At 65.3% G+C, this 21,377-nt stretch carries 19 protein-coding genes and 1 tRNA gene; 15 read left to right on the forward strand and 5 right to left on the reverse strand.

The genetic code is table 11. From position 1 onward, the window contains the following. Positions 1–81 precede the first annotated feature (81 nt). The 5 genes from OVA13_RS01300 (at position 82) to OVA13_RS01320 (ending at position 6,412) form a co-directional block, all read left to right on the forward strand. The gene (locus OVA13_RS01300; protein WP_267792041.1) at positions 82–1,047 is read left to right on the forward strand and encodes a bifunctional riboflavin kinase/FAD synthetase; all 966 of its coding nucleotides are present in this window, start codon (positions 82–84) and stop codon (positions 1,045–1,047) included. Next, positions 1,044–3,875 carry an isoleucine--tRNA ligase gene (gene ileS / locus OVA13_RS01305; protein WP_267792042.1) on the forward strand — a complete coding sequence of 944 codons (2,832 nt, stop codon included), beginning with the start codon at positions 1,044–1,046 and terminating at the stop codon, positions 3,873–3,875. The genes OVA13_RS01300 and ileS overlap by 4 nt, the downstream gene beginning before the upstream one ends. Next, positions 3,875–4,378, forward strand: coding sequence for a signal peptidase II (lspA, locus tag OVA13_RS01310; RefSeq protein ID WP_267792043.1), 504 nt, complete (start codon positions 3,875–3,877; stop codon positions 4,376–4,378). The genes ileS and lspA overlap by 1 nt, the downstream gene beginning before the upstream one ends. An 8-nt stretch (positions 4,379–4,386) precedes the next feature. Then, entirely contained in the window at positions 4,387–5,337 is a 951-nt protein-coding gene (ispH, locus tag OVA13_RS01315) for a 4-hydroxy-3-methylbut-2-enyl diphosphate reductase (protein WP_267793593.1), read from the forward strand. Positions 5,338–5,929: 592 nt separating this feature from the next. Then, positions 5,930–6,412, forward strand: coding sequence for a hypothetical protein (locus OVA13_RS01320; RefSeq protein WP_267792044.1), 483 nt, complete (start codon positions 5,930–5,932; stop codon positions 6,410–6,412). 492 nt (positions 6,413–6,904) lie between these two features. Here the strand turns inward: OVA13_RS01320 and OVA13_RS01325 are convergent, their stop codons facing one another. Both OVA13_RS01325 and OVA13_RS01330 read right to left on the reverse strand, forming a co-directional pair. Continuing rightward, positions 6,905–7,975, reverse strand: a complete 1,071-nt coding sequence (locus tag OVA13_RS01325; RefSeq protein ID WP_267792045.1) for a hypothetical protein — start codon at positions 7,973–7,975, stop codon at positions 6,905–6,907. Positions 7,976–8,038: 63 nt separating this feature from the next. Beyond that, on the reverse strand, positions 8,039–9,157 hold the full coding sequence (locus OVA13_RS01330) for a hypothetical protein (RefSeq protein ID WP_267792046.1): 1,119 nt from the start codon (positions 9,155–9,157) through the stop codon (positions 8,039–8,041). Between the two features lie 223 nt (positions 9,158–9,380). On the opposite strand from OVA13_RS01330, the gene OVA13_RS01335 reads away from it, so the two are divergent. The 3 genes from OVA13_RS01335 (at position 9,381) to radA (ending at position 11,679) form a co-directional block, all read left to right on the forward strand. Further along, the gene (locus tag OVA13_RS01335; RefSeq protein WP_267792047.1) at positions 9,381–9,971 is read left to right on the forward strand and encodes a hypothetical protein; all 591 of its coding nucleotides are present in this window, start codon (positions 9,381–9,383) and stop codon (positions 9,969–9,971) included. Positions 9,972–10,108: 137 nt separating this feature from the next. Continuing rightward, positions 10,109–10,184 (forward strand) — tRNA-Thr (locus tag OVA13_RS01340). A gap of 106 nt (positions 10,185–10,290) precedes the next feature. Next, positions 10,291–11,679, forward strand: a complete 1,389-nt coding sequence (radA, locus tag OVA13_RS01345; protein ID WP_267792048.1) for a DNA repair protein RadA — start codon at positions 10,291–10,293, stop codon at positions 11,677–11,679. 130 nt (positions 11,680–11,809) lie between these two features. Here the strand turns inward: radA and ccsA are convergent, their stop codons facing one another. Next, on the reverse strand, positions 11,810–12,601 hold the full coding sequence (gene ccsA / locus OVA13_RS01350; RefSeq protein WP_267792049.1) for a cytochrome C assembly family protein: 792 nt from the start codon (positions 12,599–12,601) through the stop codon (positions 11,810–11,812). A 93-nt stretch (positions 12,602–12,694) separates the two neighbouring features. On the opposite strand from ccsA, the gene ffh reads away from it, so the two are divergent. The 7 genes from ffh (at position 12,695) to OVA13_RS01385 (ending at position 17,865) form a co-directional block, all read left to right on the forward strand. After that, entirely contained in the window at positions 12,695–14,065 is a 1,371-nt protein-coding gene (ffh, locus tag OVA13_RS01355) for a signal recognition particle protein (protein WP_267792050.1), read from the forward strand. 121 nt (positions 14,066–14,186) lie between these two features. After that, positions 14,187–14,987 (forward strand): aminotransferase class IV family protein, encoded by an 801-nt coding sequence (locus OVA13_RS01360; RefSeq protein ID WP_267792051.1) that lies wholly within the window; start codon positions 14,187–14,189, stop codon positions 14,985–14,987. Between the two features lie 103 nt (positions 14,988–15,090). Continuing rightward, a complete protein-coding gene (rpsP, locus tag OVA13_RS01365) occupies positions 15,091–15,348 on the forward strand; it encodes a 30S ribosomal protein S16 (RefSeq protein ID WP_267792052.1) in 258 nt (85 codons plus the stop codon). Positions 15,349–15,386: 38 nt separating this feature from the next. Further along, positions 15,387–15,914, forward strand: a complete 528-nt coding sequence (gene rimM, locus OVA13_RS01370) for a ribosome maturation factor RimM (protein ID WP_267792053.1) — start codon at positions 15,387–15,389, stop codon at positions 15,912–15,914. A gap of 61 nt (positions 15,915–15,975) precedes the next feature. Further along, positions 15,976–16,746, forward strand: coding sequence for a tRNA (guanosine(37)-N1)-methyltransferase TrmD (trmD, locus tag OVA13_RS01375; RefSeq protein WP_267792054.1), 771 nt, complete (start codon positions 15,976–15,978; stop codon positions 16,744–16,746). Positions 16,747–16,895: 149 nt separating this feature from the next. Further along, positions 16,896–17,294: a 50S ribosomal protein L19 gene (rplS, locus tag OVA13_RS01380; RefSeq protein ID WP_267792055.1), complete on the forward strand. Its 399-nt coding sequence runs from the start codon at positions 16,896–16,898 to the stop codon at positions 17,292–17,294. Positions 17,295–17,457: 163 nt separating this feature from the next. Continuing rightward, positions 17,458–17,865 (forward strand): Hsp15 family ribosome-associated heat shock protein, encoded by a 408-nt coding sequence (locus OVA13_RS01385; protein ID WP_267793594.1) that lies wholly within the window; start codon positions 17,458–17,460, stop codon positions 17,863–17,865. Between the two features lie 164 nt (positions 17,866–18,029). Here the strand turns inward: OVA13_RS01385 and OVA13_RS01390 are convergent, their stop codons facing one another. Beyond that, positions 18,030–18,647 (reverse strand): DUF937 domain-containing protein, encoded by a 618-nt coding sequence (locus OVA13_RS01390; RefSeq protein WP_267792056.1) that lies wholly within the window; start codon positions 18,645–18,647, stop codon positions 18,030–18,032. A gap of 225 nt (positions 18,648–18,872) precedes the next feature. Further along, positions 18,873–21,122 (reverse strand): catalase/peroxidase HPI, encoded by a 2,250-nt coding sequence (gene katG, locus OVA13_RS01395; protein WP_267792057.1) that lies wholly within the window; start codon positions 21,120–21,122, stop codon positions 18,873–18,875. Positions 21,123–21,377 lie beyond the last annotated feature (255 nt).

Genomic DNA, 21,377 nt, shown 5'->3' on the forward strand with positions numbered 1-21,377 from the left:
GGGAGGGGCGGCTATACTTCAAGGCTTGCCCCATTTCCCACCGGCCGGGCTGACATGCCCGGCCGCTCCACCCAGGTATCCATGAGCAGGCTGTTCCGTGACGTCGATGGCGGGCCCTTGTGTCCGCACGGTAGCGTGGTCTGCATCGGCGCCTTCGATGGCCTGCACTCGGGCCACCGCGCGCTGGTGCGCCATGCCGTGGCACGCGCGCGCCAGCTTGGCGTGGAGGCCGTGGTGCTGTCCTTCGAGCTGCTCCCGCGCGAGTTCTTCGCCCGCGACACCCCGCCGCCGCGGCTGACCCTGGCACGCGCCAAGGTGGAAGGCCTGCTGGAACTGGGCGCGGACCGCGTCGGCCTGCTGCGCTTTGATGCGCGGCTGTCGGCCATGAGCGCCGAGGATTTCGCCCGCACCGTGCTGGCGGGACGCCTCTCGGCACGGGAAGTCTGGATCGGACCGGAATTCCGTTTCGGCCACCGCCGCGGCGGCGATCTGGCCCTGCTGCAGGCAATGGGCAGCGAGCTGGGCTTCACCGCCGACGAGATCGCGCCCGTGCACGTGCAGGGCGAGCGCGTCTCCAGCACGCGCATCCGCGAAGCGCTGCGGGCCGGCGACTTCGCCGACGCCGCGCGCATGCTGGGCCGTCCCTACACCATCGGCGGCCGCGTGGTGCGCGGCAAGCAGCTGGGCCGCACGCTCGGTTTCCCCACCGCCAACCTGCGGTTCCCCAAGACGCCGGCGCTGTCGGGCATCTACGCCACCTGGGTACATGGCGTGGCCGCGCACCCGCTGCCGTCGGTATCCAGCTTCGGCACCCGGCCCACGGTGGACGGCGTGGAGCCGCTGCTGGAAGCCCACCTGTTCGACTTCGCCGGTGACCTCTACGGGCGCCATATCGAAGTCGAATTCGTCGCCAAGCTGCGCGACGAGCTGAAATTCCCCGATCTGCCCAGCCTCACCGAGCAGATGCATCGCGACGCCGCGCAGGCGCGCGCGTTGCTTTCCGCACAAGCCAACCGACATCCCGACGCAGGACGAGCCACCGCGTGAGCCAGGACTACAAAGCCACCCTCCACCTGCCCGCCACGGATTTTCCGATGCGCGGCGACCTGCCCAAGCGCGAACCCGACACGCTGGCCCGCTGGGAAAGCCAGGGCCTGTACGCGCAGCTGCGCGACAACGCCAAGGGCCGCCCGCTGTTCGTGCTGCACGACGGCCCGCCGTATGCCAACGGCGCCATCCACCTGGGCCACGCGGTCAACAAGATCCTGAAGGACATCATCGTCAAGTCGAAGTACCTGGCCGGCTTCGATGCGCCGTACATCCCCGGGTGGGACTGCCACGGCCTGCCGATCGAGATCGCCATCGAGAAGAAGTACGGCAAGGTCGGCGTGAAGCTCGATGCGGTCGAGTTCCGGCAGAAGTGCCGCGAATACGCCGAGTCGCAGATCGACATCCAGCGCAAGGACTTCAAGCGCCTCGGCGTGATCGGCGACTGGGACAACCCGTACAAGACGCTCGATTTCCGCTTCGAAGCCAACGAGATCCGCGCCCTGGCCAAGATCGTCGCCAACGGCCACCTGACCCGCGGCGTGAAGCCGGTGCACTGGTGCTTCGACTGCGGCTCGGCGCTGGCCGAGGCGGAGATCGAGTACGCCGACAAGGTGTCGCCGGCCGTTGATGTCGCCTACGCCGCGCGTGACGCGCAGGCACTGGCGAAGGCGTTCGGCGCCACGCTGCCCGCCGATGTCGAAGTCGCGCTGCCCATCTGGACCACCACGCCGTGGACGCTGCCGGCCTCGCTGGCGATCTCCATCGGTGGCGAACTGGAATACGCCCTGGTCGAAGGCCCCGCGCATGACGGCAAGCGTCGCTGGCTGGTGCTGGCCGATGCGCTGGCCGCGCGCGCGCTGCAGCGCTACGGCGTCAGCGACGTGGTCGTGCATGCACGGGTGAAGGGCAGTGCGCTGGAAGGCCTGCTGTTCGCGCATCCGTTCTACGACACGCGCGACATCCCCGTGCTGCTGGGCGACCACGTATCGGCCGAAGACGGTACCGGCGCCGTACACACCGCGCCCGGCCACGGCCAGGAGGACTATGTCGTCAGCAAGCAGTACGGCCTGCTGGACAAGTACACCGCCGCGCAGATCAATCCGGTCGATGGCCGCGGCGTGTACCTGCCGTCCACCCCGGCCGCGCATGGCGTCGAGCTCGCCGGCCTGCATATCTGGAAAGCCAACGACACCATCATCGACGTGGTGAAGCAGAGCGGCGCGCTGCTTGCCTTCAGCAAGCTGGAGCACAGCTATCCGCACTGCTGGCGCCACAAGACGCCCATCGCGTTCCGCGCCACGCCGCAGTGGTTCATCTCGATGGAGCAGGCCCACCTGCGCGCCGATGCGCTGGAAGCGATCAAGCAGGTCGGCTGGTTCCCGCAATGGGGCGAAGCCCGCATCGCCGGCATGGTCGACGGCCGCCCGGACTGGACCATCTCGCGCCAGCGCACCTGGGGCGTGCCGATCGCGCTGTTCGTGCACCGCGAAACCGGCGAGCCGCATCCGCGCAGCGTCGAGCTGATGCGCGCCGTGGCCGACCGCGTGGAGCAGGGCGGCGTCGATGTCTGGTACACGCTGGACGCGGCCGAACTGCTGGGCGACGAAGCGAAGGATTACGACAAGATCACCGACATCCTCGATGTCTGGTTCGATTCCGGCGTCACCCACGAAGGCGTGCTGCTGGAGCGTGGCCTCGGCAAGCCGGCCGACCTCTACCTGGAAGGCTCCGACCAGCATCGCGGCTGGTTCCAGTCCTCGCTGCTCACCGGCGTGGCGATCGACAAGGCGGCACCGTACAGGCAGTGCCTGACACACGGCTTCACCGTGGACGAACACGGCCGCAAGATGTCCAAGTCGCTGGGCAACGGCATCGAACCGCAGGACATCATGAAGACGCTGGGCGCGGACATCCTGCGCCTGTGGATCGCCAGCGCCGACTACAGCAACGAGATGTCGCTGTCGCAGGAAATCCTGAAGCGCAATGCCGATGCCTACCGTCGCCTGCGCAACACCGCGCGCTTCCTGCTCAGCAACCTCAATGGCTTCGATCCTGCGCGCGACCTGGTCGCGCCGGCCGACATGGTCGCGCTGGATCGCTGGATCGTGCACCGCGCCTACGAGGTGCAGCAGAAGATCAAGGCCGCCTACGACCGTTACGACTTCGCCGAGATCGTGCAGGCGCTGCTGAACTTCTGCAGCGTCGACCTCGGCTCGCTGTACCTGGACGTCACCAAGGACCGCCTGTACACCATGCGCGAGGATTCGCGCGGTCGCCGCAGCGCGCAGACCGCGATGTTCCACATCGCCGAGGCCTTCGTGCGCTGGGTGGCGCCGGTGCTCAGCTTCACCGCCGACGAGATGTGGGCCTATCTGCCGGGCGAGCGCGCCGGCAACGTGCTGTTCGCCACCTGGTACGACGGCCTGGCGCCGCTGCCGGCGGATGCCGCGTTGAACGCCGCCGACTTCGACCAGCTGCTGGCGCTGCGCGAGCAGGTCGCCAAGGTGCTGGAGCCGATGCGCGCCAACGGCCTGATCGGCGCCGCGCTGGAAGCGGAGATCACCGTCTCGGCGAATGCCGCCACCGCGGCGAAGTGGCAGCCACTGGCCGAGGAGCTGCGCTTCCTGTTCATCAGTGGCGACGTCACCGTGTCCGAAGTCAGCGCCGACGAGGTGTTCGTGCTGGCCCAGCCCACCCGCAAGACCAAGTGCGTGCGCTGCTGGCACTACCGCGCCGACGTGGGCAGCGTGGCGGCGCATCCGGAGCTGTGCGGTCGCTGCGTGGTCAACATCGACGGCGCCGGCGAAACCCGGGAGTGGTTCTGATGGCCGCCGCTCCCAAGCCCAACGCGCTGGTCTGGCTGCTGCTGTCGGTCGTCGTCATCGCGCTTGACCAGTGGTCCAAGGCCTGGGTGCTGGCCGCGTTGCCCGAGTACACCGCCGTGCCGGTGATCGACGGCTTCTGGAACTGGTACCGCACCTACAACACCGGCGCCGCCTTCAGCTTCCTGGCCAACGCCGGCGGCTGGCAGATTTGGTTCTTCAGCCTGCTCGCGGTCGGCATCAGCGGCCTGCTGGCGTTCTGGCTGTCGCGCACCGCTCGCCACGACTGGCGGCAGGCCCTGCCGTACGCGCTGGTGATCGGCGGCGCGGTGGGCAACGTCATCGACCGACTGGTCCACGGCCACGTGGTGGACTTCATCCAGTGGCACTGGCGCGGCCACTACTGGCCCGCGTTCAACATCGCCGACTGCGCGGTGGTGGGCGGGGCCATCGGCATCGCCGTGTTCGGCCTGCTGGAAGGCAAGCGCACGCCCAAGGGTTCATAATGACCGCCATGCAGGTCCTGCTCGCCAATCCCCGCGGTTTCTGTGCCGGTGTCGACCGCGCCATCGAAATCGTCAAGCGCGCCATCGAAACGCTGGGCGCGCCCATCTACGTGCGCCATGAAGTGGTGCACAACCGCTTCGTGGTGGATGACCTGAAGCAGCGCGGCGCGGTGTTCGTGGAAGAACTGGACGAAGTGCCCGACGGCGCCACCGTCATCTTCAGCGCGCATGGCGTGTCGCAGGCGGTGCGGGGCGAAGCCGCGCGCCGCGGGCTGAAGGTGTTCGACGCCACCTGCCCGCTGGTCACCAAGGTACACCTGGAAGTGGCGCGCCACTGCCGCGCCGGCCGCGACGTGGTGCTGATCGGCCACGCCGGCCATCCGGAAGTGGAAGGCACCATGGGGCAGTGGAACGCCGAACGCGGCGCCGGCAACATCTACCTGGTGGAAGACATCGACAACGTCGGCACGCTGCAGGTCAGCCAGCCCGACAACCTGTTCTACACCACCCAGACCACGCTGTCGGTGGACGACACGGTGGGCATCATCCAGGCGCTGCAGGCCCGCTTCCCGCAGATCCAGGGGCCCAAGAACGACGACATCTGCTACGCCACCCAGAACCGCCAGGACGCCGTGCGCGACCTGGCCAAGCAGTGCGACCTGGTGCTGGTGGTGGGCTCGCCCAACAGCTCCAATTCCAACCGCCTGCGCGAGCTGGCCGAGCGCGATGGCGTGGAGTCCTACCTCATCGACGGCGCCCACGAGATCGATCCGGCCTGGGTCACCGGCAAGCAGCGCATCGGCGTGACCGCCGGCGCCTCCGCCCCCGACGTGCTGATCGACGGCGTACTGCAGCGCCTGCGCGACCTGGGCGCCGGCACCATCAGCGAACTGGACGGCGAACCGGAAGACATGGTCTTCGCCCTGCCCAAGGAACTGCGCATCCAGCTGGTCGGCTGAGCCTTCGCCCCCGAGCGGGGCAGGGATCCTTCGTGGGACGCCCCCGGCCGGAACCGGTCAGTGCGGCGCGCATCGCGTGCTGCGACCGGAGAAAATTTCCCCGCTGCCGCACCTCCGCGCCTCGATGCCGCGGAAATTTTCCCCGCCACCGCAGTTCCGAGCCGCACGCGCGCACCTTTCAGGTTCGCGCGCTCACAATGAAGCCGCGTCATCTCACCTGAAAGCCTCGGTGCCGGGGAAAATTTCTTCGTCATCTCACTTCAGAGCCTGGACGTCGAAGAAAATTTCCTCGTCATCTCACTTCAAAGGTCCGGCGGCGGGGAAATTTTCCTCGTCATCTCACCTCAACGCCGCGTCATCGAGGAAAACATCCTCGTCATCTCAGCTGAAAGCCTCGCGCGCGCACCTTTCTGGTTCGATTTCTCACACATGAAGCGCGGCGACGCCGCCCATGCACGCGCGTAAGCCGCGTGCCCCCTCAACTGTGAGCCATTTTCCGTGGCGACCCGCTTGGAAGCGTGCGCGCATCGCGCTAGCGTGGCAGTGCCGTCGGATACGGCGGCTTCACCTGACATGGAATCAAGGAGCGACAATGAGTCAGAACCTCGTGGACCTGCAGATCGACAGCACCATCCTCAACCAGCTGGACGCGGCCATCGTGCAGATGGATGCCTGCCTGGCCGGCCTGGTCTCGCTGACGCCGGAACAGCGGCGCGGCCTGATCAAGATGGGCGACAAATCGGAAGCCTTCTGCCGCGCCGCCTTCAACGTGGCCGAGCAGCACGCCGGCATCATGGCGCGCGACTTCGACATCGAAGGCGTTCGCCGCGACCAGCAGACGCTGGACCAGCTGCGCCCGCGCATCCTGCGCATCGCCCACCTTTACCAGCGATTGACCGACACCGAGATGGCCCTGGGCAGCGACCTGATGGCCGCCGCGCTGGAGGTCTACGGCGTGCTGAAAGTCGCCGGCAAGGGCAAGGGCCTGGACGAAGCCCGCCGCCACCTGGCCAGCCGCTTCCGCATCAGCACCCACGAATCCGATGCGCCGGGGGAGGGCGGTGGCAACGGCTAGCGATGGGGTGTTGGAGGTTTGATCCAAAAAGACGGCCCCGCGGTGCGGGGCCGTCTTCATTCCGGCGATCGACAGGCGATGGGCGCCGCGCCGTGTGCCTGCATTGCGTGACGGGAAACGCGAGTGGGAATTCGTGATGCGGGACAGCTGCCGTTGGCTCTCGCAGAAGAACCCACCCGTGCCGGCTTAGGGGATGTCGCCCGAGCTGGGCAGGGGCGCTGGCACGGTACGGTATTACTTCATCCGTAGGGGGATTGGCGATCAACCCAACGCTCGGGGCGGCGCATCACAGATGCGCCGCTTCCCTGACCGACCCCAACGCGGGTGATCCGTATTGTGGGGCGTGGAAGTCCTAGAACGGTGCTGGGACTGCCGCCCCGAGTGTGTCGAAGTGGAAGACAAGGACGATGCACTCCATAGAGGTGGTCGCTACGGTGAGGTCGCACACCAAAGAAGTGTAAGGCCAAGGTCTCAAAAAACTCACAGGCCCTTTTACTCGCTTATTCTTTTCCGAGGTTTTGGGCGGCTTGTCATGAAGGCTCGAAGCTGGGAGTCGTACTTCTGCGTATGAGTATCAATACAAATTAGACTCTGAAGTCTTGCAATGTAAGAGTCCAGCCACGCGTACAGGTCATCTTCCTGAGCGCTTCTGAAGATAGAGGACTTCACCTTTGTGGTAACGCGAACGAGGAATCCGTATGGTGCTGCACGGTCGAAATCCATAGGTTCAATTAGCTCGAAATCTACGTAAGTTGACGTTTCATCGAACTCAACTTCAAGTGATAGTTCAAAAGTTGGATGGACTATATTAAGTGTGCCGTCCTTCATTCTAGTTATGACGGATTCTTCCGGAAGTTCGATGGAGATTCGGTTGTAGATTGCGCCATTATTTCCGGTTGCGTAATAGAGCTGACCTATCGATTCATCAAAGTTTTCATTTAAAAAGGACTCTCTCTCAGAGTAGTCCTTTGTGAAAGCGTCTAAGGCCTTATTGCGTAGAACTTCCTTGGGAAGATCGTTGCGGCCAAACTCTTTAATTTTTGCCGTGTCTATCTCGTTCTCGACGAAATATGAATTCAGATGAAGGTCGAGTTCGTTGATGAGGATAAATTCAATTACTGACTCTATGATCTCTTTATAGAAGTCAAACCCAGGCGCTCGCTCATTTGGGAGTGATAGTTCTTTCTTTCCTGCGTAAGCAAGAAATCGCTTCTTTAGCGCTGCGTTTTCAGCAAGAAGCGCCATTAGGTGTTCGTAGAACTCATCATTGAACTTGTAGCCGGAAATTCGGACGGGGCTCAGCTTTTCACGCGATGCATCAAACGCAATAGCGCCCCTAAGTCTCAATGTTGCGGCTTGTGCTGGTGCACGAAGCCGGAGGAGTGTTGAGAATGATAAAAGGGTGAGTGTCAGCCCAATTAGGCTAACAAGCAGGATTTTTGATTTAAGAAGTTCGAACGCGGCATTCGTTAAGAGGCCAATTCCCGCGCTCGCGAGTATTGCAACTATCAATATTTCTCGAACTTCGCGTCGCCATTTCTGATGTTGTGCGATAGGTTGCATGTGTTACTGCCTGTATCGGCTGATATTGAGGATTTTCCAGCTTGTCCAGCGGATGTCGCTTGCTTAGGTACAAGTTGTGGTGGCCGTATTGCCGTAGCCGACCGTTCGGCAAGTCGTCGTCTTAAGGCTGCGCAGGAAATTTTGGAAGTTGGCCTGTTGCTGCGCGCGTGCCTGCGCCTGCATGGCAGCGGCCTGATCCTGCATAGCCAAGGCTTTGCCATGTTCGGCAGCAATCAGGCCTCGTTCGAACATGTGTTTTTGCTGGATGGCGTCCTGCTGATCCCTGATCTCGGCTTCCTTCTCGATAGCGAGGTAGTCGAACTCCTCGACCGAAATTTCCTTCTTGGAGAGTCGGGACGCCAGCAGGCGGTAGTAGGTGACCAGTTGCTTCTGACGGTGCGCTTCGAGTGCCTGAGAAAAGTCGAGTTCAGCTTCCTTGTACTCGACCGCAGCTTGACCATAGGAAATCTGCCCGGACGCATGTCTTTGGCTGATTAGCTCGCCTTGGATGTTCAGCTTCGCAAGGTCAGCGGTCCCACCATAAGCATCGGTCAGCTTGTCGTCTCGGAAAACGGCGACCACCGGTCCGCAGTTGTAGGGCAGCCCATTGGCCAGGAAGCCGGTGTACTCCCGAATGACGAAGCCCGTGCCGGGAATCTGTTCCGTCGTTCGGGGCATGCGTGCAAGCGGCTGGCTCGCCGAGATTGCCGTATAGGGCGTGCCTTTCGAGTTCTGGAGGAAGCTGTAGTCGCTACACATCGTCGAAAGTGACGCAGCGATCTCGTTGGTCAGCAGCTTGGTGAAGTCGTTGTATGAGCCGTGGATCTTGCGTTCGCCGTTCGAGCCCTGCTTGAAGTCCAGTTCCCGGCTGTCGGCATAGGTAATGGACACCGATTGGGGCGTGGTCGTCAGGTACGCATAGATCACATGCCTGTTGTTCCATTCCTTGGTGACCCGCAACCGATAACCGCCCGAGACCTCTGTCATTCCGTAAGAGCCATCAACCTTCCAGTCGTTCTTGGACGATTTGACGGCTTCGAGGGCAACACCCAGCAGCTGCAACGGGTGCCGTTGCGGGTTTATCGATATCGGGGGCGGTTCCTTGAGCGTGGCCGCGATGGAGGGCAGGGAGCCCAACGCAATGGTGAAGCCCACGGCAAAGGCAGTGAATCTAGTGCGCATCCTTGTTGTCCCCTTACAGATCAGTACTTTGGCCCTATGGCATGCAATTGCTGGGCCACCCCGGTGCCATGATGCGCCTTCTCTGGCGTTTGTGGATGATCCCGCGCGCCTGAGGGATACTGAAGCAAGGAGGGGCGGTGCGCTAAATGTTGCCTGCCGTGGACGTGTCTCCCCCGTTGGGTCGTTACGACTTCATTGCATTGCTGATCGTGAGGAAATGAGCATGCGCATCTGGTTGCCCATCATGATTGCGTTGGCCGGCATGAGCATCGCCGGCCCGTCGCAAGGCATAGAAGTCGTGAACGACAGATTTACTGGAGAACGATCGGTGTCCAACATCGTCAGTCCGGCCAAGGGTGACCTGCAGACGCCCATACGTGTGTTCAAGGTAGTGCAAGAAAAGACGGGCCAAGTCACCTACGGCGCGATCTTTATGACCGTAGCGAGAGAGTGGCGATACTTGAATTGCCATTCTTTCGATTGGTTGGTCGACGGTGAGCCTATGAAGCCCATCGAGCCGGCAGCTCATCGCGGAGAAGTGATGAGGGGAGGGGCAGTGTCGGTCTTGGAAGTGGTGTACATGGGACTATCCCGCGAACAGTTTCAGCAACTCGCTGATGCACAGAAGGTCGAGTACAGGATATGTCGGGACGAGTTCCAACTTACCGGGGAAGATCTGGTGGGCATCAAGGAAGTCATACGGCGGTTCGACAACCCTACTGCCGCACCGGCCAGTGAAGCCGAGTCACCCGCGAGAACGGATATCAAGCCACGTGCCTCTGGGGATATGAAGTACGAGCCACGCATTCGCTGAGAGTTGTGCCACTGGCAGTTCCGCGCTGTCCCGACATCAGAAGGCCGTGAGCCCCGGCTTCCCACCGGCTTACCACCCCATCCCGAACACCCCCACATTGACCCACCCCCGCCCCAACCCCTAAAATCCATGCCCCGGCCGGAATAGCTCAGTTGGTAGAGCGCGTCATTCGTAATGATGAGGTCGTAGGTTCGATTCCTATTTCCGGCACCAGTTGTGACAAAGCCCCGCTTCGGCGGGGCTTTGTTTTTGCGGTGTCTCGCCGGGGGAGACGCGGGGCCGATACAGTAGCCGCCTGATCGTCATCCGCTGGAACCCCGTGGCCAAGACCTCCTCCAAAGCCCGTACCGCCTTTGTCTGCGGTGAATGCGGCGCCGAACACAGCAAATGGCAGGGCCAGTGCGCCGACTGCGGGGCGTGGAACTCGCTGAGCGAGATCGTGCTGGAACCGGCCGCCGCCACGCCCGCCGCCCGCCGCAGCGGCTGGGCCGGCAAGGCCGAAGCCCCCAAGATCACCGCCCTCAAAGACGTGCGCCACAGCGAAGAGGCGCGCGTGACCACCGGCATCGGCGAATTCGACCGCGTGCTGGGTGGCGGCCTGGTGGAAGGCGCCGTGGTGCTGGTGGGCGGCGACCCGGGCATCGGCAAATCCACCCTGCTGCTGCAGGCGGTGGCGAAGATGGCGGCCAACTTCCCGGCGCTGTACGTGACCGGCGAGGAATCGCTGGCCCAGGTCGCCGGCCGCGCCGTGCGCCTGGACCTGCCGCTGGACAACCTGCAGGCGCTGGCCGAGACGGGCATCGAGACCATCCTGCAGCACGCCTCGGTGGCGCGGCCGAAACTGATCGTCGCCGATTCCGTGCAGACCCTGTGGACCGAATCGCTGACCGCCGCGCCCGGCTCGGTCAGCCAGGTGCGCGAGAGCGCCGCCCGGCTGGTGCGCTACGCCAAGGAGACCGGCACGGCCGTGTTCCTGGTGGGCCACGTGACCAAGGAGGGCGGCATTGCCGGCCCGCGCGTGCTGGAGCACATGGTGGATGCGGTGCTGTATTTCGAAGGCGAGAGCGGCAGCCGCTTCCGCGTGCTGCGCGCGTTCAAGAACCGCTTCGGTGCGGTGAACGAACTGGGCGTGTTCGCGATGGGCGAAAAGGGGCTGAAGGAAGTCCCCAACCCGTCGGCGATCTTCCTGTCCGGCGGCAGCACGCAACAGCCCGGCAGTTGCGTGCTGGTCACCCGCGAGGGCACGCGCCCGCTGATGGTGGAAGTGCAGGCGCTGGTGGACAGCTCGCCGCTGTCCAACCCGCGCCGCGTGGCGGTGGGCCTGGAGCAGAACCGCCTGGCCATGCTGCTGGCCGTGCTGCACCGGCATGGCGGCGTGGTGGTGGGCGACCAGGACGTGTTCGTGAATGTCGTCGGCGGCATCCGCGTGCAGGAAACCGCGGCCGACCTGCCGGTGCTGCTGGCGGTGCTGTCCTCGCTGCGCGACCGCCCGCTGGCCGAGAAGACCGTGGCCTTCGGCGAAGTGGGCCTGTCCGGCGAGATCCGCCCCGTGCCCAACGGCGAGGAGCGCCTGCGCGAAGCGGCCACGCACGGCTTCAAGCGCGCCATCGTGCCGAAAGGCAACGCGCCGAAGTCGGGCATGTTCAAAGGGTTGGACGTGGTGCCGGTGGAGCGGCTGTCGCAGGCGCTGGAGGCGGCGGCGGAGTAGGGCGGGTTGTTGGGAGCGACTGTAGGAGCGACGTAAGTCGCGACCGCACGGCCGGCGCACGCGATGGCCTTCAATGGAGATTCGACCTCGCGGTCGCGACTTACGTCGCTCCTACAGAGGCATCAAGGCACTACGCCCGCCGCAACACCATCTCGTACACGAACGTGCTGCCGAAGAACGCCAGCAGCAGCAGGGCCATGGCGGTCAGGGTCCAGTGCACCGCTTTCGACCCGCGCCAGCCGTAGCGCCAGCGCCCCATCAGCAGCGCGCCGAAGGTCAGCCAGGACAGCACGCTCAGCACGGTCTTGTGCGCCAGGCGCTGGGCCAGGAAATCCTGCACGAACAGCACACCGGTCAACAGCGTGGCGGTCAGCAGGATGAAGCCGACCAGGATCGTGCGGAACAGCAGTTCCTCCAGCTCGGTGAGCGGCGGCAGTGCGCGCAGCCACACGTGGAATTCGCGACGGCGCAGGGCACGTTCCTGCACCCACAGCATCACCGCCAGCAGCGCGGCGATGGCCAGCGTGGCGTAGGCCAGCAGCGCCAGCCACGCATGCAGCTGCACGCGCCAGTCCAGGCCATCGGCGGGCTTGTGGCCGTTCAGGTGGTAGGTGAGCAGCAGCGCGGCCGCCAGCGGGAAGGCGATGACGCCCAGCGCCGCCATGCGCCCCTGCGCACCGACCAGCGTGGTGATGGCGGCCATGCCCAGCGTGACCAGCGACAGCGCGGCGAAGAAATGCATGTCCGGCCCGCCGGCGGTCTGCCAGGCCACCTGCAGGTGGTAGGCGCCATGCAGCAGCACCGCCGCCAGCGCCGGCCACAGCCAGTGGCGCTGCGCGTCCACCTGGTCCTGCACGACGGCACGGACCAGCAGGGCGGTGGCCAGCAGATAGAGCGCGACGGCGATGAGAACGATTGTCATCAGGGAAGTGTCGCATATCGGCCGACCCCTTCAAGGGGAGGCCGGTGGGGCGGGCTATAATCCCGCTCCGCTTTCACCTGCCGTGCCCCCTCCATGTTCGAATCCCTGACCCAGCGACTCTCCGGCACCATCGAACGCCTGCGTGGCCGTGGCCGCCTGAGCGAGGAAAACATCCGCGAAGCCACCCGCGAGGTGCGCATCGCGCTGCTGGAAGCCGACGTGGCGCTGCCGGTGGTGCAGGCGCTGATCGAGCGCATCAAGGTGCGCGCGGTCGGCCAGGAAGTCCTCAAGTCGCTGACCCCCGGCCAGGCGCTGATCAAGATCGTCCGCGATGAGCTGACCGCGGTGATGGGGTCGCAGGCCACCGACCTGAACCTCAACGTGCCCGCACCCGCTGTCATCCTGATGGCGGGCCTGCAGGGCGCCGGCAAGACCACCACCGTCGGCAAGCTGGCCAAGCACCTGCGCGAGAAGCGCAAGAAGAAGGTGATGGTGGTCAGCGCGGACGTCTACCGCCCGGCCGCCATCGAGCAGCTGAAGACGCTGGCCCAGCAGGTGGACGTGCTGTTCTTCCCGTCCGATGCCGAGCAGAAGCCCGAAGCCATCGTCCGCGCCGCCATCGACGATGCGAAGAAGTCCTTCGTCGACGTGCTGATCGTCGATACCGCCGGCCGCCTGGCGATCGACGAAGCGATGATGGCCGAGATCAAGGGCCTGCACGCGGCGGTGAAGCCGGTGGAGACGCTGTTCGTCGTGGACGCGATGACCGGCCAGGATGCCGCCAACACCGCCAAGGCCTTCAGCGAAGCCTTGCCGCTGACCGGCGTGGTGCTGACCAAGACCGACGGCGATGCGCGCGGTGGCGCGGCGCTGTCGGTGCGCTATATCACCGGCAAGCCGATCAAGTTCATCGGCGTGGGCGAAAAGCCCGACGGCCTGGATGTATTCCACCCGGAACGCGTGGCCAACCGCATCCTCGACATGGGCGACGTGCTGTCGCTGGTCGAGCAGGTGGAGCAGAGCGTCGACCGCGAGAAGGCCGAGAAGCTGGCCGCGAAGGTCATCAAGGGCAAGAAGTTCGACCTGAACGACATGCGCGACCAGCTGGAACAGATGCAGAACATGGGCGGCATCAGCGGCCTGATGGACAAGCTGCCGGGCATGGGACAGATTCCCGAGCACGTGAAGCAGCAGGTGCAGCAGGGCAAGGAAGTGCCGCGCATGATCGCCATCATCGGTTCGATGACGAAGAAGGAACGCCGCAACCCGGCGCTGCTAAACGGCTCGCGCCGCGCCCGCATCGCGCGCGGTTCCGGCACCACGCCCGCCGACGTCAACAAGCTGATGAAGCAGTACCAGCAGATGGAAAAGATGATGGGCAAGCTGGCCGGCGGCGGCATGAAAGGCCTGATGCGCGGCATGAAGGGCATGATGGGTGCCCGCGGCGGCATGCCGTTCCGTTGAGGCTTTCTGCCTGTCGTGGGAGCGACGCAAGTCGCGATCGCGAGAACGAAAGCACCCCGAGATATGTTGGCATGCGGTCGCGACTGACGTCGCTCCTGCAAGGGAATCAGAAGGCGTCCGCATGACCTCGGCTTTCCTCAACGGCAAACCCGCCACCGCCGACGACCTGCGCGCATTGGCGTTGGCCAACTATGGCCATTTCACTTCGATGCAGGTGCGCGATGGCGCGGTGCAGGGACGCGCGTTGCACGTAGAACGTCTGGAAGAAGCCACGCTCGCCCTGTTCGGCAGCGGGCTGGATGGCGACGATGCATTGAAGCAGGCCGCGCAGGTGATGGGGCAGGCCGGCCTGCGCGATGCGTCGGTGCGCATCACCGTGTTCTCCACGCGGTTCGACTACCGCGATCCTGCGCGGAGCGTCACCCCCGACGTGCTGGTGTCGCTGGCGCCACCGTCACCGCCGGACAAGCCCGAGCTGCGGGTGAAGTCCTATCCGTTCGTGCGTCCCTTGCCGCAGTACAAGCACGTGGGGACCTTCCCGCTGTTCCACTACCGCCGCCAGGCGGTGGCGGACGGGTACGACGACGCACTGTTCGTCGATCCGGCCGGGCAGGTGGTCGAGGGGTCGATCTGGAACCTGGGCCTGTGGGATGGAAAAACAGTGGCCTGGCCCGAGGGGCCGGCATTGCGCGGCACGGCTGAGCGGTTGCTGCGACAGGCGCTGGAAGAGGTGGGCGTCCCGCAGCGGTGCGGGCCTATCCCGCTGGCCGAGTTGGGCCGCTACCGGGCGGGATTCGCCTGCAATGCCAGCGGCCTGCAGCCGGTCACCGCCGTGGATGGTGTCGCACTGGGTGCTGATACCGCGCTGATGGCGCGCCTGCAGGCCGCGCTGGATCGCCATCCGTGGCAGTCGCTGGGCTGATTCCCGGGCAAGGCAGGGGGGTGGGTTTTCCTGTCGCTTTCAATGGCTTAGAATAGCGGGCTTACCTCGCCATTCTGGCGACTGGGCAACACTGGAAAACACCATGGTCAAGATCCGTCTCACCCGCGGCGGCGCGAAGAAGCGCCCCTTCTACCACATCATCGTCACCGACTCGCGCAGCGCGCGTGACGGTCGCAACATCGAGCGCGTGGGTTACTACAACCCCGTCGCCGCCGGCAACGAAAAGCGCATCGAGCTGGACATCGCCCGCATCGACCATTGGGTCGGCAACGGCGCGCAGCTGACCGAGAAGGTCCGCAACCTGTACAAGGAAGCGTCCAAGTCCGCCCCGGCGGCCTGAGTGACGCGGCCGCGCCTCCGGCGCGGCCCCTCGTTCGCATGAACACCGAGCGCCCACCGACCCCGCAGAAAATGATTCTGCTGGGAAGGCTTCTGGGCGCTTTTGGTGTGCGCGGCCAGATCAAGATCGAATCCTGGACCGAGCCGCGCGACGCCATCTTCCGCTACCAGCCGTGGACGCTGCGCGACGCCAGCGGCGCCGAACGCGAATTCTCCGGCGCACGTGGCAAGGCCTCGGGCAAGCACCTGGTAGCCACGCTGCCGGGCGTGGAAGACCGCGATGAGGTGGAAGCCATGCGCGGGCTGGAGATCTTCGTCCCGCGGTCGGCCTTGCCGCCGCCGAGTGCCGGGGAGTTCTACTGGGTCGACCTGGAAGGCCTGCGCGTGGTCAATGCGGACGGGACCGATTTCGGTACCGTCTCGCACCTGTTTTCCACGGGCGCCAACGACGTGCTGGTCGCGCGTGGTGATCGCGAGCGACTGATTCCGTTCGTCGAACCGGAGTATGTGCGCGCGGTGGATTTCGATGCCGGCGTGGTCACGGTGGACTGGGATCCCGAGTTCTGACGGCGAGGGCGGCCTGCTAGCCCGCGCGGCAAACCGGGCCTCCACCCTTTACTCTTCGCCCATGCGCATCGACGTACTGACCCTGTTCCCCGAGTTCATCGCCCAGGCCGCCGCCGTTGGCGTGGTGGGCCGTGCACAGGAGCGGGGACTGCTGGCCTTGCAGGGCTGGAATCCGCGCGACTACGCCGCCGGCGGCTACCGTCGAGTGGACGACCGCCCTTTCGGGGGCGGGCCCGGCATGGTGATGATGATCGAGCCCTTGCAGGCTTGCCTGTCTGCGGCGCGGGCGGCTGATCCCGCGCCGGCCCCGGTCATCTACCTGAGTCCGCAGGGGCGGCCGTTGACGCAGAAGATCGTGCGCGAGCTGGCCGCGCAGCCCCGCCTGATCCTGCTGTGCGGGCGCTACGAGGGGGTGGACGAGCGCTTCCTGGCCGCCGAAGTGGACCAGGAGATCTCCATCGGCGACTACGTGCTGACCGGCGGCGAACTGGCCGCGGCCGTGCTGATCGATGCGGTCGCCCGCCTGCAGGACGGGGCGTTGAACGACGCCGATTCGGCGGTGCAGGACAGTTTCGAAGGTGACGGCCTCTTGGACTGCCCGCACTACACCCAGCCCAGCGTCCACCCGCTGGGCGAGGTACCGGCCGTGTTGCGGTCCGGGGACCACGCCGCCATCGCCCGCTGGCGGCGGCAGCAGTCACTGGGTCGCACCTGGCTGCGCCGGCCCGACCTGCTGGACGAAAGCCGCCTCTCCAAGGCCGACCGCGCCCTGCTGGAGGCCTTCCGCCAGGCCCGGGCCACCCGGGAAGAGGGCGGGCAGGGCCAGCCCTAGCCACACGGGGCCGGAATCGGCTAGAATGCGCGACCCTTGGGCGGTTCACGCCTGCGGACCCCATAACAATATCGTGCAGCGCAATCCGGCGACTGCATCAGTTTCCGTTGTCGCAAGACACAGCCACGCCTAAAAGTATCGGTGCCAACATGAGCAAGCTCCTCCAGGAATTCGAAGCCTCCCAGATCCAGCGCGAGCTGCCCGCGTTCGGCCCCGGCGACACCGTCGTCGTCAACGTCAAGGTGAAGGAAGGCAACCGTGAACGCGTGCAGGCGTACGAAGGCGTGGTCATCGCCAAGAAGAACGCCGGCCTGAACTCCGCCTTCACCGTGCGCAAGATCTCGCACGGCTATGGCGTCGAGCGCGTGTTCCAGACCCACAGCGCCACCATCGACTCGGTCGAAGTGAAGCGCCGCGGCAAGGTCCGCGCCGGGAAGCTGTACTACCTGCGTGACCTGGAAGGCAAGGCTGCCCGCATCAAGGAAGACCTGGCCGCCAACGCCGCCGCCAAGCAGGCCCGCCTGGCTGCCGCCGCCGCTGCAGAATAAACAGCGCCCAATGCGTTGTCCGGACGGCCACCTTCGGGTGGCCGTCTGCGTTTGTGCCGCCCTATTCGCGCGACACACGAGTCCGTGGTGCGTGGGGGTGGTGAACGGGCTTCCGCGGCCCCATCCATGACGAAGACTGATGCAGACGCTTTTCAGGAACACGATGATCGAAACCGCTCCCTCCTCTGCTTCCCTCCGGCTTGATGTCTGGCTGTGGGCCGCGCGCTTCTTCAAGACGCGCAGCCTGGCCAAGCACGCGGTGGAAACCGGCAAGGTCGAGATCGGAGGCCAGCGCGCCAAGCCATCGCGGTCCGTGCGCGTGGGTGATGCGTTGGTCATCGCGCGCGGCGAAGAGCGTTACGAGATCACCGTGCTGGGGTTGAGCGAGCAGCGTGGACCGGCCGCCGCGGCGCAGACGTTGTACGCCGAATCGGAAGCATCGCGGCAGGCGCGTGAGGCACGGCTGGCGGCGCGGCGGGCGGAGCGCGCAGGCTACCAGGCGCCGGAAACCCGTCCGGACAAGCGTGCGCGCCGGCTGATCCGCGCACTGGGCGATATCGACGCGATGTGATCGGCTGGCGGCGATGATGCCGGCATTCCTGCCGTACCGCCGCAGTTGAAAGCGATCTGGCCGGGTAACGCGAGCGATCCGCGCCGCTGCCACGATTGCGCAGCAAGGGCGCAACGAAAAGAGGCGCCCGCAGGCGCCTCTCCATATCGATGATCGTGCTGGCCTCAGCGGCCGCCGCCGAACATGCCGCTGCCGATCTTGAGGATGTCGCCCAACCCCAGCTGGCCATCGCCATCCTGGTCCAGCACCGCACCCATCAGGCCGCCACCCAGGCCGCCCTGTTGCTGGGCAACCTGGCGCTCCTGGCCCAGGACCTGGCTCAGGGCGCCGGGATTGGCGTTGCCCTGGCCCAAAAAGCGTTGTGCGAGGAACGACAGCACGATGGGGGCGAGGATCTTCATCAGCATCGCCGACTTGTCGCCGCCAAGGCCGGTAGCCTGTCCCAGGCTGGCTTCCGCACGCGGCTGTGCGCCGCCGAAGATGTGTCCCAGGATGGCGGCACCATCGGTCTGCCGGCTGGGGGCCGAGCCTCCGCCCAGCACCGCACCCAGCACACTGCCCAGGTCCAGCCCGGCGTGATCCTTCTGCAACGCGCCGAACAGGGCTTCCGCGCCTTGTGGCTGCGCCGCGTTCTTGCCCAGCGCACCCAGCAGCAGCGGCAGGGCCGCGGCCACCGCGCCGGAGGTCTGCATCTGCCCGATGCCAAGCTGCTGCGAGACCTGCTGCAACGGTGCACCCTGCAACTTGGTGAAGAGTTCTTCCGCGAGTGACTGGTTGCTCATCGTATGCCGTCCTCCTGGACGTAGGTGAAAGTGCGCGCATGATGCTAGCGCCTTTCCACCGCATTCCCGACTCACATTGGAGCAGGGCCGACCAGCGGCCGACGCAGGCATGCCTCGGTGCGGAGAACGCTGCACGCGTCATCGCCGGACCACTGCACAACGCTCGCCCTGGCCGGGAATGATCCAGGCCAGGGCAATGCACCCCGTCCACTCCTGCGCGCGGGCTCAGGCCGCCTTGTCGAAGCGGTCCAGGTTCATCACCTTGCCCCACGCGGCAACGAAATCCTGCACGAACTTCTCCTTCGCGTCGGCACTTGCATAGACTTCGGACAGCGCACGCAGCACGGAGTTGGAACCGAACACCAGGTCCACGCGCGTGCCGGTCCAGCGCGGCGCGCCGGTCTTGCGATCACGGCCCTCGTAGCCATTCGCGCCAGTCGCCTTCCACTCCGTGCCCATGTCGAGCAGGTTCACGAAGAAGTCGTTGCTCAACACGCCTGGGCGATCGGTGAACACGCCGTGCTTGCCGCCGTCCGCATTCGCACCGAGCACGCGCAGCCCACCGACCAGCACGGTCATCTCCGGCGCGGTCAGCGTCAGCAGCTGCGCCTTGTCCACCAGCAGGTGTTCGGCCGGTACCGTCGAACGAGCCTTGAGGTAATTGCGGAAACCGTCGGCAAAAGGTTCCAGCACCGCGAACGATTCGACGTCGGTCTGGTCCTGGCGCGCGTCGGCACGTCCAGGCACGAAGGGCACGCTCACGTCGACGCCCGCTGCCTTCGCTGCCTGTTCAACGCCGACGCCGCCCGCCAGCACGATCAGGTCCGCCAGCGAAATCTTCTTGCCGCCGGTCGCGTCCAGGTTGAACTCCATCTGCACGCGCTCCAGCGCCTTCAACACTTTCGCCAGCTGCGCGGGCTGGTTCACCGCCCAGTCCTTCTGCGGGGTCAGGCGGATACGCGCACCGTTGGCGCCGCCGCGTTTGTCGCCGCCGCGGAACGTGGAGGCCGATGCCCATGCAGTGGACACCAGTTCGGAGACCGACAGGCCGGATGCCGCGATCTTCGCCTTCAAGGCCTCGATGTCGGCGGCCTCCACCAGCGCATGGTCGACGGCGGGGATCGGGTCCTGCCATACCAGCTCTTCCTTCGGCACTTCCGGGCCGAGGTAGCGCGCGCGCGGTCCCATGTCGCGATGGGTCAGCTTGAACCACGCGCGCGCGAAGGCATCCGCGAACGACTGCGGGTTCTCCAGGAAGCGTTTGGAGATTGGGCCGTAGATGGGGTCGAAGCGCAGCGAGAGGTCGGTGGTGAGCATCTTGACGCGCTGCTTCCTGCTCTTGTCGTGCGCCAACGGCACGTCTTCGGGCGCGTCCTTGGCGACCCACTGGTGGGCACCGGCAGGCGACTTCTCCAGTTCCCACTCGAAGCCGAACAGGTTCTCGAAGAACTTGTTGCTCCACAGCGTCGGCGTCTGCGTCCAGGTGACCTCGATGCCGGAGGTGATCGTGTCGCCTCCCTTGCCGCTACCGAACTTGTTGTGCCAGCCGAAGCCCTGCGCCTCGAGTTCCTCCGCTTCCGGCTCGGCGCCCACGTTGTCGGCCGGGCCGGCACCGTGGGTCTTGCCGAAGGTGTGGCCACCGGCGATCAGCGCGACGGTTTCCTCGTCGTCCATCGCCATGCGGGCGAAGGTGTCGCGGATGTCCTTGGCGGCGAGCAGCGGATCCGGGTTGCCGTCCGGGCCTTCCGGATTGACGTAGATCAGGCCCATCTGCACGGCGGCCAGCGGGTTTTCCAGCCGGCGCGAGTGCACGTCGCCATCGGCCGTATCGTCCGACACCAGCACGCCTTCATCGGCGGGCTTGTCGACCCCTGGCGATCCATGCGCATAGCGGATGTCGCCGCCGAGCCAGGTGGTCTCGCGGCCCCAGTACACGTCGTTGTCCGGTTCCCAGACATCCTCGCGGCCGCCACCGAAACCGAACGTGCGGAAGCCCATCGTTTCCAGCGCCACGTTGCCGGCCAGGATCATCAGGTCGGCCCAGGAAATCTGTTGGCCGTACTTCTGCTTGATCGGCCACAGCAGCCGGCGTGCCTTGTCCAGGCTCACGTTGTCCGGCCAGCTGTTGAGGGGGGCGAAGCGCTGTTGACCACGACCGCCGCCACCGCGCCCATCCTGGATGCGGTACGTGCCCGCGCTGTGCCACGCCATGCGGATGAAAAGGCCGCCGTAGTGGCCGAAGTCGGCGGGCCACCAGTCCTGCGAATCGGTCATGACGTCGCGCAGGTCCTTCTTGAGCGCGTGGTAGTCGAGCTTCTTGAACGCTTCGGCATAGCTGAAGCTGCCATCGAGCGGATTGGACTTGGACGAATGCTGGTTCAGCAGGTCCAGCCGCAGTTGCTGGGGCCACCAGTCGCGATTGGTGGTGCCGCCGCCGGCGGTCTGGTGGAACGGGCACTTGGCTTCGGTCGTCATGGGTTTCCTTCCTCTGGACAGCGGGTGGGTTGTACGAATGGAGTCGTGCGGGACGCGGATATCCGCGTGCCAGGTGGTATTCGACGTTACTCAGAGATGACGCGGGAAGGACACGCGGTCATGGCGCGGTGCGGGGTCGTCGGTTCTCGGGTATGAGGTGCGGCCATCGTGGCGCCGGCAGGCTTGTACATGGCTTACGTCCTCGTGGGCGTTGGCGGATGACGACCAGACTAGGCAACGCAAACGATCAATGAA

Origin of the sequence: Pseudoxanthomonas sp. SL93 (genome assembly GCF_026625825.1) — a bacterium.
Classification (GTDB): domain Bacteria; phylum Pseudomonadota; class Gammaproteobacteria; order Xanthomonadales; family Xanthomonadaceae; genus Pseudoxanthomonas_A.